Below are 14,640 nucleotides of genomic sequence, written 5' to 3' on the forward strand. Positions count from 1 at the left end.
CACCAAAACTATGCAATCTTTCACTTCTATTTTTCTGCAAAATTTTACAAAAGTCTTCCGAAATAGGTTTTGCTGCTCGAAATCTGGGTATTTAAAAATTAGGAACACGCGCGTGTAAAAGAAAAATAAAGATAATTAACTAGGTTAGGGGTTTTTGGCGAAGATGAAAAAGACATGGACGATTGTATTGGCAGCTATGCTTCTCATCAGCATGCTTGCCGGCTGTTCCGGAAGCAACGGAGCATCTGGATCGGAAGACAGCAATGGCAAAGTAACATTAAAATTCTGGAGTTTCTGGGGGTCGGAAACCCGCCGGCCGATCGTAGAAAAAATGATCGATGATTATAATAAATCCCAGGATAAGGTAGTGGTTAAACATACCTTTGTACCATGGGGAGACATCTGGACCAAGAATCTGGCAGCAGTGGCAGCCGGAAATCCTGCCGATGTAGTAGTCACCGATATCAATGATGTATCACACAGGGCTAAAAACGGCCAAAGCACGGACTTATCAAAATATCTAGACGATAATACCAAGGATACGTTTTATCCTCACCTCTGGTACACAGTCCTCTTTAAAGATAAACCTTACGCAGTTCCCTTCAACACCGATACAAGGATGCTCTTCTATAATAAAAAAGCATTCAAAGAGGCAGGCCTTGACCCAAACAAGCCGCCAAGAACATGGAAAGAACTCGAGGATTACGCCAAAAAGCTTGACGTGAAAAAGGGCGACACCTACGAAAGAATCGGTTTTTATCCTGTATGGGGCGGATTCGGTGCGCCGAGCTGGATGAGAAATGCAGATGGCGGAACCGGGTTCTTTGATGGAGATAAGCCTTCCATTAAAACTCCTGCCAAGGAAGATGCACTGACATGGCTTGCTGATTGGAAGAAACGCTACGGCAAAAAGACGATTGAGAAATGGGAAGCCGATTTCGGAAACGGAACGACCAACCCGTTCATCTCTGAAAAAGTGGCTATGTACACGGACATCGGAACTTTCTATACCCAGATCCGAGACTCGGGCAAGGAAATGGACTTTGGCGTTGCTCCAATCCCGGTATATAAAGATGGAGAAAAACCGTGGAGTGAAGGCGGAGGATTTGTCCTTGAGGTTCCAAAAGGCTCCAAGCATCCTAAAGAAGCCGCTGACTTCATTAAGTATATGACTGATGTAAAAGCTCAAAAATACTGGGCGTTGAAAAATTATGACAATGTTGCCAACAAAGAAGCTGCTGAGAGTGTAGCTGCTGACATGAAGGGGCAGGAAAAGATGGTGTATGAAGAATCTCTTAAGAATCTGGAATACACGAAGCTTGCTCCGGTTCCAATAGAATATCCGGACTACCGCAGCAGGATCGATCCGCAGATTGATGCAGTGATGCTCGGGAAAAAGGATGCAGCCTCCGCTCTTGAGAAGGCTGAGAAAGACGTTGAAAAAGCCAAAAAATAAAAAAGATAAAGAGGGAAGGGAAGTCATTGACTTCTCTTCTTTAGTAAAAAATTTAGGGGGTAGCATTATGCGCCAGCAAGGGGCAAGTGAAAAGTTGCCGCAGAACATTGCAGGAACCGGTACCAAAGGTTCTGCCAAAGCTTCTGCCGGATCAGGGAGTAAAACAGATGCACAGCCTTTACAAAAATCCAGGAAATTAGGCAAATCTTTCAAAGAAAACTTGATAGGATATGGATTTATATCCCCCTGGCTCATCGGCTTCTTCTTTTTAACCGCAGGACCGCTCCTATTTTCCCTCATAGTCAGTTTCAGTGATTACAATATTACATCCGAAATGACTTTCACAGGATTGGATAATTATAAGAGAATGTTTACAGCGGATGACTTGTTCTGGACATCACTTTGGAACACACTGTACTTTGTTCTCTTCTCCGTACCGCTGACTACAGCGGGTGCTATTTTTATTGCTGTTCTCCTTAATACAAAGGTCCCGGGCATGAAAATTTTCAGGACGATATATTACCTGCCTGCTGTACTTTCGGGCGTTGCCGTCTATTTCCTGTGGATGCAGCTTCTGAGTCCGGGGACTGGACTTGTGAACCTGGTTTTAAGCTGGGTTGGAATCGATGGTCCGGCATGGCTGTTTGATCCTGAATGGACAAAGCCTGCTTTGATATTTATGAAGCTCTGGAGTGTAGGGGGCGGCATGCTGCTTTATCTGGCAAGTCTCCAGGGAGTATCTGGTGCGCTATATGAAGCCGCGGACCTGGATGGGGCTAATATTTTTCAGAAGTTCTTTCATATCACGCTTCCGATGATCACACCTATCATTTTTTTCGATATCATTACCAGTACAATCGGGGCCTTCCAAATTTTCCAGGAAGCTTATGTCATGTCGAAAAACGGAGATGGAGGACCGGCCCACTCACTCTTATTTTATAATCTGCATATGTGGAACAATGCATTTGAAGTGTTTAATATGGGATATGCATCGGCAATGGCATGGCTACTGTTCATTATCATCATGATCCTGACATTGGCAAATCTTAAATTCGGCAAGCGCTGGGTACACTATGAGGGCGGTGACAACAAATGAAGAAAGCAGAATCACCCAAATTCTATCAAACTATGAAGTTTAGAAGAAAAATGAAAAATGTGATTGTTCTTTTCGTTTTGATTGCGGGGAGTATTGCTCTCCTTACACCTCTGTGGTGGATGATATCAACTTCGTTGAAGACGCCGGCAGAAATTGCCCAGTTTCCGCCTTCATTTTTCCCGGAAAAATTCAGCTTTTCCAATTATGTGAAAGCATGGTCTACAGGGCCATTTACCAGGTGGGCCATGAATTCAGTATTTCTGGCAGTGGTTGGCACATTCGCCAGTGTCCTGGTGAATTCCCTTGTTGCCTATGGATTTGCAAAGCTTAAATTCAAGGGCCGCAACTTCTGGTTTGTGGTTGTTCTTTCCACCATGCTGCTGCCGGGTTTTGTGACAATGATCCCCCAATATATGCTTTTCTCTAAATTGGGATGGATTAATACGTACCTTCCGCTGATTGTGCCCTCCTTTCTTGGAAGTGCGTTTTTCATCTTCCTGCTGAGACAGTTTATGATGACGATTCCCAATGAATTCATTGAAGCGGCTGTCATGGACGGTGCCGGCCACTTGAAAATTTGGTGGCATATTATGCTTCCGCTGACTAAGCCGGCCTTGATAACCGTAGCCATTTTTTCATTCAATGGGTCGTGGAACGATTTATTGGGTCCGCTCCTTTACCTTAATGATGAAAGCTTGTATACCATCCAGCTGGGGCTGCAGACCTTTAAGGGCTCGGTACAGACGCAGTGGAATTATCTGATGGCCATGTCAGTGATGATCTTATTGCCAACTGTTCTGGTGTTCTTCATCTTCCAGAGATTCTTCATTGAAGGATCAAATATCTCATCAGGAACTAAGGGCTGACAGCAGTAACACAAAACGGAGCAAACGGCTCCGTTTTTTGCTGTTTTCTCTGGAAAAGGCCGGAGCTGAATGTATCACGTGTTTTCCTGCAAGAGGGTGTGGTCATCATTTGTCTTTTTTGGCATTCCTGCCTGTGCCTTGCTCCGCTCCTGCTCTTGTCCAGCCCTTCCATGCATGGTTTGCCAGTAGAACATTCATGTTTGTTTTTATTGTGAACAAATGTTCTTATTGGCCTTGGAATCTGTTAAACTAGCAGAAGAGAATAAATGGAGGAAGTGCTGAAAAAAATGGTAAAGATCATTATTGCCGAAAAGCCTTCTGTCGCAAAGAATATAGCAGAGGCTCTCCAGATTAAAAAGAAAAATGAAGGATATTACGAAGGCGGGGGATTTTTAATCACTTGGGCCATGGGCCACCTGCTGGAACTTTTTGATGCTAAAGATTATGATCCTAAGATGGCTCGCTGGAAAATGGACCATTTTCCATTTATTCCAGAAACATTTAAATATAAAGTGAAAAGTCCCAGAAGGGGGGCTTACAGCGGTCCAGGTGCTGGCCGGCAGCTGTCGACCATAAAAAAACTGGTCGAAAGGAGCGAGGTCGACGCCGTTATTTCTGCCTGCGATTATGACAGGGAAGGGCAGATTATCGGTGACACGATCCTCGGGCAGCTTAAGACACGGAAAAAGGTATATCGGATGCTGCTGAATGAATGGACTCCTGCAGAAGTATTAAAGGGGCTTGAAGAAATAAGGCCGAATGAGGAAATGGAGCCTCTTCGGGATGCGGGAATCAGCCGGCAGTGGGCGGATTGGATCATTGGAATCAATTTAACATCTGTCGCTACCCTTAAATATCAGGCAGGCAGGGGTAAAGCAATCAATGTAGGCAGGGTGCTCATGCCCACATTGAAGATCATCTACGACCGTGATAAAGAAATCGAACGTTTTGTCCCGGAAACTTATTATAAATTGACCGGCTCTTTTCTTGCTCAGGGCGGAAGAGAATATGAAGGAACGTATCATCTGAATAGTGAGGAAAAGTTTAAGGATAAAAAACAGCTGGAAGTGGCTGCTTCCGCCTTTCATGGGGGATTGGGGACCATCACAGACAAGACGGTCGAACAGAAAAAGGAATTTCCGCCTTTTTTGTTCAACCTATCCGGCCTGCAAGGGCATATCACGAGCAAATACAAGGGATGGACTTCCGACAAAGTCTTAAAAACAGCGCAGTCGCTTTACGAGAAGAAGCTGATCACTTATCCAAGGACTTCAAGTACTGCGCTTGAAGAAAGCCTGAAAGGAAGAACGGCCAAAGTGCTTGAAGCCGTAAAAAAAGGCCTGCCTTACGAAAATGAACTAAAATTCACAGCATCCAGGAGAATCTTTGATAATGCCAAGGTAGAAAGCCACAGTGCGATCATTCCGACCTATCTTGTTCCAAAAAGGCTGAACCCGGATGAACAGATTGTCTATACATCCATAAAAAACAGGTTTTTGATGCAGTTTATGCCGGTAGCTGAGTTCGAAGAAACCAGGATCACCACACAGCTCCATTCAGCTGATATTTCCGGTGTCTTCCTCACAAAAGGACGGATCCAGCTGGTGGAGGGCTGGAAAAAGGTCGAGCGCATGGAAACGAAAGAAGTGGTATTACCGCCGCTCGATCTGGGTGAAAAAGTGGAGGCAGTCAACCATTCCATTACGGAACATGCGACAAGCGCCCCCAAACAGCATACAGAAAGGACGCTGCTCCGGCTGATGGAAACCTGCGGAAGGAAAGCGGGGAAGAGCGGGGATGAAGTGGAGGCGGTCCTCAGCGGCTTCAGTATCGGCACGGCTGCCACCAGGGCAGATACAATCAAGAAGCTTAAGGATGTAGGATATATAGAATTGAAGAACAAGAACCTGACCTGTACTGAACTTGGGCGGGCCATTGTAGAAACTCTGCCTGTTCCTGAGCTGCTTGACCTTGAATTCACCGGAAGGATCGAAAAAAAGCTCTCAGACATTGAAAAAAGAAAATTTACTAAATCCGAGTTCATGAATTTCATTGTGGAATTTACTTCTGCGACTGTAGATAAAATCAAAAATGGAGAGGGAGGATCCTTGAAGGGTAAGGGTGCTTCTACATCCATTCAGCGGGAAGTGCTGGGGAAATGTCCGGTTTGCGGCCATGGAATTATTGAGGGCCAAAAAGGCTTCGGCTGTTCCAATTGGAAAAGCGGATGTAAATTTGTCATTTGGAAAAATGACAAATACCTGGCCTCCATGAAAAAAAAGCCAACCAAAACATTGGTAAAATCACTATTAAAGAACGGCAAAGCATCTGTAAAAGGTTTGACGAGCCGGAATGGAAAGAAATTCAATGCCATTCTTTCGTATCAGAAGAATGAAGAAAATGAATATTTTTCTTGGAATATGGAATTTGAGGATAGTAAGAAGGCTTAACTTGAAAGCATAAAAATCTTCCCCCCTTCAAAAGCTAGGTGAAAGGGGGGTTTTTATGGATTTTTTTTATGGACAGGATACGCTCACAATATTTCAGTGGATTATACGGGGGGTCACTGGCTATCTATTTTTGGCCATCGCTACAAAATTCATGGGCCAGAGATTCATCTCACAGCTGAGGTTTATTGATTTTATCACTGCCCTGATTGTCGGGAGCATCATGGCCAAGCCGCTCGGGAGTTCATCAGACGGAATGGGCGGGGCGCTGATCACAACAGCGGTCATATCACTGCTCTATTATGCGAATACCATGTTAACCCTCAAATCAAATGGCTGGCGCGCCCTTTTTGAGCCGAGCACACTGATACTCATAAAGAACGGGAAAATCAATCTTGCAAATTTAAAAAAAGCGAAGATCTCCATGGAATACCTGCTGTCTGTTCTCCGTATGCAGCATATCCAATCAATTGAAAACATCGGAATTGCCCTGTGGGAGCCGAGCGGCGCAATTACAGCTTTTTTACACACTGAATATAATCCTGTGTCCAAAAAAGATTTGGGAATTGAAACCGAACCGTTCCTGCTCACGAAAATCATCATTAAAGAAGGGCGAATCAAGAAAGATGCAATGGAATTGTTCGGTGTGAAGAGGCAATGGGTACATGAACAGGTAGAAGGGCATAAAGTGCCGATGGAACAAGTGGTCCTTGCCACCCTGGATGAGGGGAAAAATTTCAAATTGGTGCAGACTAAGGCAGACAGCGTGTAAAAATCCGTGGTTCTATGCCATTTTTCTTGTGCCGCTATGGTAGGTATAGTAAACTTTTAATGATATGGTTCGATTTGGGAGGATACTTTAATGCCTACACCTAGCATGGAAGACTACATAGAGATAATTTATAAATTGATCGAAGAAAAAGGCTACGCCCGTGTTTCTGATATTGCCGAGATGCTTGCTGTGCATCCATCCTCCGTAACGAAGATGGTACAGAAGCTTGATATTGAGGGTTATTTAATATATGAAAAATACAGAGGTCTGATCCTGACGCCAAAAGGGAAAAAAGTGGGGAAGAGGCTGCTTTTCAGGCATGAGCTGCTTGAACAGCTCCTAAGGGTAATCGGTGTCAAGGAAGAAAATATTTATGGCGATGTTGAGGGTATTGAGCATCACTTAAGCTGGGACTCGATTGACCGGATTGGCGACCTTGTTCAGCTTTTCGAGGAAAACCCAAACATTATCGAAGATTTAAAAGGGATTCAAAACAAAAATGAAGAACTAAATAGTGAAGAATAAAAAAGCTGCCCTGGCAGCTTTTTACTATTCACAAGGCTGCCGGCGGGGTCTTACAGCCGTTAAACATACAGGGGGAACAAAATGGAATCTTCTCAATGGCTGAAGGAAACAGAAAAAAGCTGGGATTCATTTTCGGATGTCTGGTCTTCGGGAGCCCAGAACATGTGGGAGGCGGGAAGCAGGAAAAACATCATCCCTTTCATCAAGGATTATCTGCCGCAGGGAGGCAGGATATGCGACCTCGGCTGCGGGGAAGGGTATGGAACCTGGAAGCTGAGTCAGGAAGGATTTACTGCTGTAGGCGTAGACATCTCAAAAGAAATGATCCAAAAAGCGCAAAAAAGGGAAGAGGGTTCAGGTACACTAAAATTTATACAGGCTGATATCAGCTCGCTTCCGTTTGAAGATCATCAATTTGATGGAGTGATGGCAATCAATTCATTTGAATGGACCTCCCGGCCGCTGGATGCGCTGAATGAAGCGAGACGAATCCTAAAACCGGGCGGCTATGCAGCCGCAGGCATTCTTGGGCCGACAGCCGGCCCGAGGAAAACGCACAGTTTTAAGCGGTTTTACGGAGAGAAGGTCATCATGAATGATATGCTTCCCTGGGAGTTCGAAAGGCTTGCTCTCGAGAATGGCTGGTCACTCGCCGCCTCTATGGGAGTTTCCAAAAAAGAGGCAGATCTTGAAAAGCTTTCATACCCAAGCGAACTGAAACAGGCCCTCAGCTTTATGTGGGTATTTATATTGAAAAATGAAGAGCAATATGAAAACAAAGAAGAATCCTCCTGATGGGTGAGGATTCTTCTTTGTTATTTCCAGACATATGGAGTTTCCTGATAAACATAGTAATTCAGCCAGTTTGAAAATAAGAGATTGGCATGACTTCTCCAGGTTTTGCCCGGTTCATTCTCCGGATTGTCATCCGGGTAATAATTATAGGGGAGAGAAATTTCAGTTCCTTTGGCCAAGTCGCGCGAATACTCGAGCCCCAGTGTGTCGGCATCATATTCTGGATGGCCTGTTATAAAGATCCGTTTCCCATCCCTTGAAGCAGCAAGGAAAACCCCTGCCTGTTCAGATTGAGATAGAATCAAAAGCCCGGGATGCTCCCTCAGCTTGTCTGTTTCAATGTCCGTATGCCGGGAATGGGGAGCGAAAAAAATGTCATCAAATCCGCGGACCAGCTTTTCAGTCTTATGGAGGACCCGGTGGGTGAAGACACCAAAGCATTTCTGTGGGAGGGGCAGCTTTCCAATTCCATAATGGTGGTACAAGCCTGCCTGTGCACCCCAGCAGATATGCATGGTCGACGTGACATTGGCAGAAGACCAGTCCATGATCTGGCGCAGCTCATCCCAATAATTGACTTCATCAAATTCCAGGTGCTCCACTGGGGCGCCTGTAATAATCAGGCCGTCAAACTTCTTATTCTTCACCTCAGGAAAGGTTATGTAAAACTGCTCCAGATGATATCTGCTCGTATTCTTTGCGGTATGGGAAGCCATGGTCAGGAAAGAAACATTCACTTGAAGCGGCGTATTCCCAAGCAGCCTCAATAGCTGCGCCTCTGTCTTCTCCTTCTCGGGCATCAAATTCAGGATTAGAATATTTAAAGGACGGATATCCTGATTATTCGCCCGCTCCAGATCCATCACAAATATATTTTCACCCTCAAGAATCTCCGCCGCAGGAAGCTGTCGTGGTATTTTAATAGGCATCACTTTACTCCTTTAACCAAAAAAATTGAATATTTCCATTATAACCCCAAAAGCGGAGAACGGTGCTTTTTAAAACAAATTTTTTTAAAAAGCAAATGAACTTAAAATGAGTCAAAAAAACTCAACTGTGTAAAAAAGCAGAGGCCTGAAAGGCCTAAGAAAAGCGGCAGCGAACGGCCGATCTTGCCGTTTGATGGCGATTGGCTTATGACCGAAGGGCTCAGTTCGGAGCTGGATGACCCAAAAGCGGAGAACGGTGCTTTTTTAAGGAGAAAAATATAAAAAAGTAAATGAATCAGTGGACGAGTCGAAACAGCCAAATGTAGTAAAAAAGCAGAGACCTGATAGGCATAAGAAAAGCGGCAGCGATCGGCCGGTCTTGCCGTTTGATGGCGATTGGCTTATGACCGAAGGGCTCAGTTCGGAGCTGGATGACCCAAAAGCGGAGAACGGTGCTTTTTAAAACAAATTTTTTTAAAAAGCAAATGAACTTAAAATGAGTCAAAAAAACTCAACTGTGTAAAAAAGCAGAGGCCTAATAGGCATAAGAAAAGCGGCAGCAAACGGCCGGTCTTGCCGTTTGATGGCATTTGGCTTATGACCAAAGGGCTCAGTTCGGAGCTGGATGACCCAAAAGCGGAGAACGGTGCTTTTTTAAGGAGAAAAATATAAAAAAGTAATTGAATCAGTGGACGAGTCGAAACAACCAAATGTAGTAAAAAGGCAGAGGCCTGATAGGCATAAGAAAAGCGGCAGCGAACGGCCGGTCTTGCCGTTTGATGGCGATTGGCTTAGACCAGTGGGTTTAGTTCGGCGAGTAAAATCCAAAATCGGATAGTAAAGTATACGGTTCGGCGAGTAAAATCCAAAATCGGATAGTAAAGTATACGGTTCCGCGAGTAAAGTCAAAAAACGGATAGTAATGCATGGGTTAAGGCGAGTAAGCTTCATTTTTCTCCTTGGACAATCCAAATCAATGGAAGAAAACTCAGCTTTTAAGGTTTTGGGGGAGATAGAGTACAAATTATTCAGCAAATGGAGCTGATTTTTCAAAGATTCTTAGAAAAATGCTGCACAGAATGATTATAAACTCAAAGCAGCCAGTATTTCAGCTGAAGATAAGGCGAATCGGCTTAGAATACTAGCGGGAGATCATAGAATAGTATCCCGGGAATAATATTCAAGGACCCTGGTGAGTAAATAATTAGAGCTCATGCTAGCCACACCCTTTTCAAATCGTTATATTGGAGAGTAGAGAAAGTAATAATATCCGTTCTAACATGGAATGTTATTCAGAGGCTATATTTTATTAGCAGGAGGTCTTGCGGCTTGGATACTGAAGTTAAAAAGGTTAAAAGTGACATAGAAATTGCAAATAAGGCAGAAATGCTGCCTATATATGAAATTGCTGACAAGCTGGATATCCAGGAAGAGGAGCTTGAGCTGTATGGCAGATATAAGGCTAAGATTTCCCTGGATGTGCTGGAGCGGCTGAAGGATACGGAGGATGGCCGTCTGATCCTGGTAACTGCCATTAACCCTACTAAGGCTGGTGAAGGAAAAACCACGGTGACTGTAGGTTTGGGTGATGCTTTCACCGGGCTGGGTGACCGGGCCATGATTGCGATGAGGGAACCATCTCTTGGTCCTGTGATGGGGATAAAGGGGGGAGCGGCAGGCGGAGGATATTCACAGGTACTGCCGATGACGGAAATTAATCTGCATTTCAATGGAGATATCCATGCCATTACTGCAGCAAATAATACACTGTCCGCCTTAATCGATAATCATCTTCATCAGGGAAATGAGCTGGGTATTGATCCTCGCAGGATTATCTGGAAGCGTGTGGTGGATATCAATGACCGTGCCCTGAGAAAAGTGGTGATTGGTCTTGGCGGCCCCGTCCAGGGTGTGCCGCGCGAGGACGGCTTCGACATTACGGTTGCCTCTGAAATCATGGCGGTTGTCTGCCTGGCAAACAGCCTTGAGGATATGAAGGAACGGCTGGCAAAGATGGTGATCGCTTGGAATTATCAAAACGAACCGGTTACTGTACGGGATCTGGGAGTGGAAGGAGCCCTGACCCTTCTCTTAAAGGATGCCATCAAGCCCAATCTGGTGCAGACGATATTACATACCCCTGCACTGATTCACGGAGGACCGTTCGCTAATATCGCGCATGGCTGCAATAGTGCCCTGGCTACACGGACTGCCCTGAAACTTGCGGATTATGTTGTGACAGAAGCGGGCTTTGGCGCGGATCTCGGGGCAGAGAAGTTCCTGAATATCAAGGCGAGGAGTGCTGGATTGAAGCCGGATGCCGTCGTGATCGTGGCGACCATTAGAGCTCTTAAGCTGCATGGGGCACAGGCTCCGGAACAGCTGTCAGAAGAAAATCTAGATGCCTTGAAAGAGGGGATCAAGAATCTGAAGAAACATGCTGAAACCATCGCTTCTTTCGGCCTGCCTTTTGTTGTGGCGCTTAATAAGTTTACAAGTGATACGGAAAGTGAATTAGTTCTTTTCAAGGAACTGATGGAGCAGGAAAACATCCCGTTTTCGCTGACCGAAGTATGGGAAAAGGGCGGTGCAGGCGGAATGGACCTGGCCCAAACCATCAAGAGACTGATTGAGAGTAATGATGGGACATATGCGCCTCTATATGAGCTGAATCACAGCCTGGAGGATAAAATAGAAATCATTGCAAAAAACGTATATGGAGCAGATTCTGTGGAATATACAGCAAATGCCCTGAAGAAAATGGCTTCTTTCGAAAAAGAGGGCTGGGGAAGCCTGCCGGTCTGCATGGCAAAAACTCAATATTCATTGAGTGACAATCCACAGGCAATCGGCAGGCCGGAAGGTTTCTCCATCACCATCCGGGACCTTAAGCCTTCTGTCGGAGCAGGTTTCATTGTGGCATTGACCGGTGATATTATGACCATGCCAGGCCTGCCGAAATCACCCGCTGCTTTAAATATGGATATTGATCAAGATGGAAGGGCAACCGGCCTGTTCTAAGGAGTGGCACTTTTACTCGACCCGGGAGGTACTATGTTTGATCCAACTGCTTTTGAAAATATGAAGGTTGTCCTCGAAGGTATTATTTATGACCGGGACTTCGAAGGAAGCATTCTTGTTACAGACAGGCAGGACCTGGTAAATATCTCGTCTTTATCAAGAAGCTTCCTTATGGAAATGGAGCTTAAGAACGGCAGGAGCACTACCTGTGCACCTATAAAATGCAGTATCAGCCTGGAAGCAGGGCTGAAGAATCTGAGTGCCGAACTATTGGAATACAAGGGCGGCGCTGATGCTGGCTGCCACATTGAGACGATTTATCAGATTCCCTTAAAAGATGATAAACAGGCTGATAGTGACAGCCTGTTTCGTACTCTCTCCAACATTTGGGGGTCATCCCGCGAAATTGAAATTACTGAAAAGCATATCTATAGAAGTCCGGAACAATCGGCTCGGATTATCATGGCTAAAGTGGTATTCGGCAGGCTGGTCACAGAGGAACAAATTCCCGATTTTACTGACCTTGTGGATCATGCGATTATCTCAATCAACGAACTGGAGCATATTTACAGCGATTAATTGCTGTTTATAAAGAAGGAGTGGATGAAGATGGGCATTTACCAATTTGAAGTTAAAACGATCGAAGGGCAGACGGTATCAATGGATTCCTATAAGGACCAGGTGCTGCTGATCGTCAATACAGCCAGTAAATGCGGGTTCACACCTCAATTTTCTGAACTGGAAAGTCTTTACGAAAAATATAAAGATCAGGGATTTGCCGTTCTTGGTTTTCCCTGTAATCAATTCATGGGCCAGGAGCCGGGGGATGAAATGGAGATTCAGTCTTTCTGCCAGCTGACTTATGGAGTGAGCTTCCCGATGTTTTCCAAGGTGGATGTGAGAGGAGATCTGGCGCATCCCTTATTTCAGTATCTGACCGAACATGCACCGGGTGTATTGGGATCCAAGAGCATTAAATGGAATTTTACGAAATTCCTGGTAGACCGCAGCGGCAATATCATAAAAAGATACGCACCACAGACGAAACCAAATGAAATAGAGAAAGAAATTCAAAGCCTGCTATAAAAGAAGGTGTGGGGGGATGAACATGAGAATTGCCTGGGTGACCGACAGTACAGTCAGTCTGGATGAGGAATTGCTGCAAAATGATGATGTATATACTGTACCGCTTCAGGTTTTGATAGAAGGACAGGAGTATCGGGATGGAATAGATATCACACCTGCCCAGATGTTTGCAAAGATGAAATTAGATGGGGTTGTGCCGACTACATCACAGCCGTCGGTCGGCACATTTCTCGATCTGTACAGCCGCCTGAAGGGCGAATATGACTGCATCATAGCCTTTCATGTATCCGGGGCTCTCAGCGGAACCTTCTCTTCAAGCCTGCAGGCGGCCGGGATGACTGACTGCAGCATCTATGTCATTGATACGCTTATCCTGACTTATCCAATGGCAGTTTTAATTAAAAAAGCAATGAAGATGGCCGCGCAGGGTATGAGGGCAGAAGAAATCGTGAATCGAATCAACAGGATAAAGGAATCTAATAAAACATACGTGTTGATCGGCAGCCTGGAACAGCTCCACCGGAGCGGCAGAATGAGTGGTACCAGCTATTATGTGGGAAGCATCTTGAACATAAAGCCGATCATTTCCATAGACAAGGGAAAGCTGTCAGTGAAGGAAAAGGTCCGCAGCAGAAAAAAGGCGAAGCAGCGGATTTTGTCTTATCTGGAAAAGGATATGGAAATTTACGATATACTAGAGATATATATCCTGTATGGGCTTCATGAGGATGAAAGCCTGCTTCTCAAGGAAGAACTGGAGGCGAAGTTTCCTTCACTCACAATCCAAACCCACCCGCTTGGGACAACGATTGGTGTTCATGCAGGAGAGGATACGCTTGGCATCAGCTGGTATAATGACAGCAATTTATAATAGAAGAAGTCTGGCTTTGCCAGTTTAATAGACCAGGCAGCTGCAGGGTCTATTTTTTCTTGGAAAGTGAATATTTCAAGACCGGGCCATTTTCATGGTACACTATGTTTGCGAAAGAAGAGGATCCGAAAATGGAGAAGGCACAATTAATCAGCCGCTGTGAAGTGTTTGTAAAAGACCAGATGAGCGGTGATACAAGCGGTCATGACTGGCACCATATTATGAGGGTGCGCTCATTGGCCTTGCAGATAGCCAGGGAAGAAGGAAGTGACAGCCTGTTCCTGATTGAAATGGCTGCACTCCTGCATGATATTCCCGATGGAAAACTGAATGAGAGTGAAGAGGCGGGCTTCAAAAAACTCGATGACTGGTTTAAGGAGCAGGAAATGGCACTGGAAACCATAGACGAGCTTTCGGCAATCATCCGCTCTATTCCGTTTAAAGGTGGAAATAATCTTCACGAATTATCCCCTGAAGCCAGAATTGTCCAGGATGCGGATCGTCTGGATGCCATGGGGGCAATCGGGATTGCGAGGACTTTCGCTTATGGGGGAAAAAAAGGGCAGCCAATTTACGAGCCTGAAATGGCCCCGAGAAATGATATGACAATTGAGGAATACCGGGACGGCAGGTCATCATCCATAAACCATTTTTATGAAAAGCTCCTTAAATTGAAGGACCTGCTCCATACCGATGCAGCAAAAAAGCTTTCTGAGGACCGGCAGAGGTTCATGGAAGAATTTTTACAGCAATTTTATAAAGAATGGAATGTTTAA

The 14,640-nt window shown here is 45.1% G+C and carries 13 protein-coding genes; 12 read left to right on the forward strand and 1 reads right to left on the reverse strand.

Translation table 11 applies throughout. The features are described 5' to 3' along the window. The first annotated feature begins 163 nt into the window (after nucleotides 1-163). From V1498_RS08345 to V1498_RS08375, 7 genes are all read left to right on the forward strand, one after another. On the forward strand, nucleotides 164-1,456 hold the full coding sequence (locus V1498_RS08345) for an ABC transporter substrate-binding protein (protein ID WP_409298184.1): 1,293 nt from the start codon (nucleotides 164-166) through the stop codon (nucleotides 1,454-1,456). Nucleotides 1,457-1,523: 67 nt separating this feature from the next. Continuing rightward, a complete protein-coding gene (locus tag V1498_RS08350; protein WP_409298185.1) occupies nucleotides 1,524-2,552 on the forward strand; it encodes a carbohydrate ABC transporter permease in 1,029 nt (342 codons plus the stop codon). Further along, nucleotides 2,549-3,418 carry a carbohydrate ABC transporter permease gene (locus V1498_RS08355; protein WP_409298187.1) on the forward strand — a complete coding sequence of 290 codons (870 nt, stop codon included), beginning with the start codon at nucleotides 2,549-2,551 and terminating at the stop codon, nucleotides 3,416-3,418. The genes V1498_RS08350 and V1498_RS08355 overlap by 4 nt, the downstream gene beginning before the upstream one ends. Before the next feature lie 287 nt (nucleotides 3,419-3,705). Continuing rightward, the gene (locus V1498_RS08360; protein ID WP_409298189.1) at nucleotides 3,706-5,868 is read left to right on the forward strand and encodes a DNA topoisomerase; all 2,163 of its coding nucleotides are present in this window, start codon (nucleotides 3,706-3,708) and stop codon (nucleotides 5,866-5,868) included. Nucleotides 5,869-5,923: 55 nt separating this feature from the next. Further along, on the forward strand, nucleotides 5,924-6,637 hold the full coding sequence (locus V1498_RS08365) for a DUF421 domain-containing protein (RefSeq protein WP_409298191.1): 714 nt from the start codon (nucleotides 5,924-5,926) through the stop codon (nucleotides 6,635-6,637). Nucleotides 6,638-6,727: 90 nt separating this feature from the next. Then, a complete protein-coding gene (mntR, locus tag V1498_RS08370) occupies nucleotides 6,728-7,162 on the forward strand; it encodes a transcriptional regulator MntR (protein ID WP_409298192.1) in 435 nt (144 codons plus the stop codon). A gap of 81 nt (nucleotides 7,163-7,243) precedes the next feature. Continuing rightward, nucleotides 7,244-7,957, forward strand: a complete 714-nt coding sequence (locus V1498_RS08375) for a class I SAM-dependent methyltransferase (protein WP_409298194.1) — start codon at nucleotides 7,244-7,246, stop codon at nucleotides 7,955-7,957. Nucleotides 7,958-7,977: 20 nt separating this feature from the next. Here V1498_RS08375 and metA read toward each other — a convergent pair whose 3' ends face one another. Then, nucleotides 7,978-8,886: a homoserine O-acetyltransferase MetA gene (metA, locus tag V1498_RS08380; RefSeq protein ID WP_409298196.1), complete on the reverse strand. Its 909-nt coding sequence runs from the start codon at nucleotides 8,884-8,886 to the stop codon at nucleotides 7,978-7,980. 1,386 nt (nucleotides 8,887-10,272) lie between these two features. Here metA and V1498_RS08385 point away from each other — a divergent pair. The 5 genes from V1498_RS08385 to V1498_RS08405 all read left to right on the forward strand — a co-directional run bounded on the left by V1498_RS08385 (nucleotide 10,273) and on the right by V1498_RS08405 (nucleotide 14,640). Then, a complete protein-coding gene (locus V1498_RS08385) occupies nucleotides 10,273-11,907 on the forward strand; it encodes a formate--tetrahydrofolate ligase (protein WP_409299219.1) in 1,635 nt (544 codons plus the stop codon). A 33-nt stretch (nucleotides 11,908-11,940) separates the two neighbouring features. After that, entirely contained in the window at nucleotides 11,941-12,486 is a 546-nt protein-coding gene (locus tag V1498_RS08390) for a hypothetical protein (protein ID WP_409298198.1), read from the forward strand. Between the two features lie 30 nt (nucleotides 12,487-12,516). Beyond that, nucleotides 12,517-12,993, forward strand: a complete 477-nt coding sequence (locus V1498_RS08395) for a glutathione peroxidase (protein WP_409299221.1) — start codon at nucleotides 12,517-12,519, stop codon at nucleotides 12,991-12,993. A 22-nt stretch (nucleotides 12,994-13,015) separates the two neighbouring features. Then, a complete protein-coding gene (locus V1498_RS08400; RefSeq protein WP_409298200.1) occupies nucleotides 13,016-13,864 on the forward strand; it encodes a DegV family protein in 849 nt (282 codons plus the stop codon). 131 nt (nucleotides 13,865-13,995) lie between these two features. Further along, on the forward strand, nucleotides 13,996-14,640 hold the full coding sequence (locus V1498_RS08405; RefSeq protein ID WP_409298201.1) for an HD domain-containing protein: 645 nt from the start codon (nucleotides 13,996-13,998) through the stop codon (nucleotides 14,638-14,640).

Source organism: Paraperibacillus marinus (assembly GCF_046237605.1).
GTDB lineage: Bacteria > Bacillota > Bacilli > Bacillales > DSM-1321 > Paraperibacillus > Paraperibacillus marinus.

What these genes read in the sequence shown, in the direction of transcription:
- V1498_RS08360 (WP_409298189.1), top strand. Translation starts at nt 3,706, where the DNA reads ATGGTAAAGATCATTATTGCCGAAAAGCCTTCTGTCGCAAAGAATATA.
- V1498_RS08390 (WP_409298198.1), top strand. Translation starts at nt 11,941, where the DNA reads ATGTTTGATCCAACTGCTTTTGAAAATATGAAGGTTGTCCTCGAAGGT.
- V1498_RS08405 (WP_409298201.1), top strand. Translation starts at nt 13,996, where the DNA reads ATGGAGAAGGCACAATTAATCAGCCGCTGTGAAGTGTTTGTAAAAGAC.
- V1498_RS08350 (WP_409298185.1), top strand. Translation starts at nt 1,524, where the DNA reads ATGCGCCAGCAAGGGGCAAGTGAAAAGTTGCCGCAGAACATTGCAGGA.
- V1498_RS08395 (WP_409299221.1), top strand. Translation starts at nt 12,517, where the DNA reads ATGGGCATTTACCAATTTGAAGTTAAAACGATCGAAGGGCAGACGGTA.
- V1498_RS08355 (WP_409298187.1), top strand. Translation starts at nt 2,549, where the DNA reads ATGAAGAAAGCAGAATCACCCAAATTCTATCAAACTATGAAGTTTAGA.
- V1498_RS08345 (WP_409298184.1), top strand. Translation starts at nt 164, where the DNA reads ATGAAAAAGACATGGACGATTGTATTGGCAGCTATGCTTCTCATCAGC.
- mntR (WP_409298192.1), top strand. Translation starts at nt 6,728, where the DNA reads ATGCCTACACCTAGCATGGAAGACTACATAGAGATAATTTATAAATTG.
- V1498_RS08385 (WP_409299219.1), top strand. Translation starts at nt 10,273, where the DNA reads ATGCTGCCTATATATGAAATTGCTGACAAGCTGGATATCCAGGAAGAG.
- V1498_RS08400 (WP_409298200.1), top strand. Translation starts at nt 13,016, where the DNA reads ATGAGAATTGCCTGGGTGACCGACAGTACAGTCAGTCTGGATGAGGAA.
- metA (WP_409298196.1), bottom strand. Translation starts at nt 8,886, where the DNA reads ATGCCTATTAAAATACCACGACAGCTTCCTGCGGCGGAGATTCTTGAG.
- V1498_RS08375 (WP_409298194.1), top strand. Translation starts at nt 7,244, where the DNA reads ATGGAATCTTCTCAATGGCTGAAGGAAACAGAAAAAAGCTGGGATTCA.
- V1498_RS08365 (WP_409298191.1), top strand. Translation starts at nt 5,924, where the DNA reads ATGGATTTTTTTTATGGACAGGATACGCTCACAATATTTCAGTGGATT.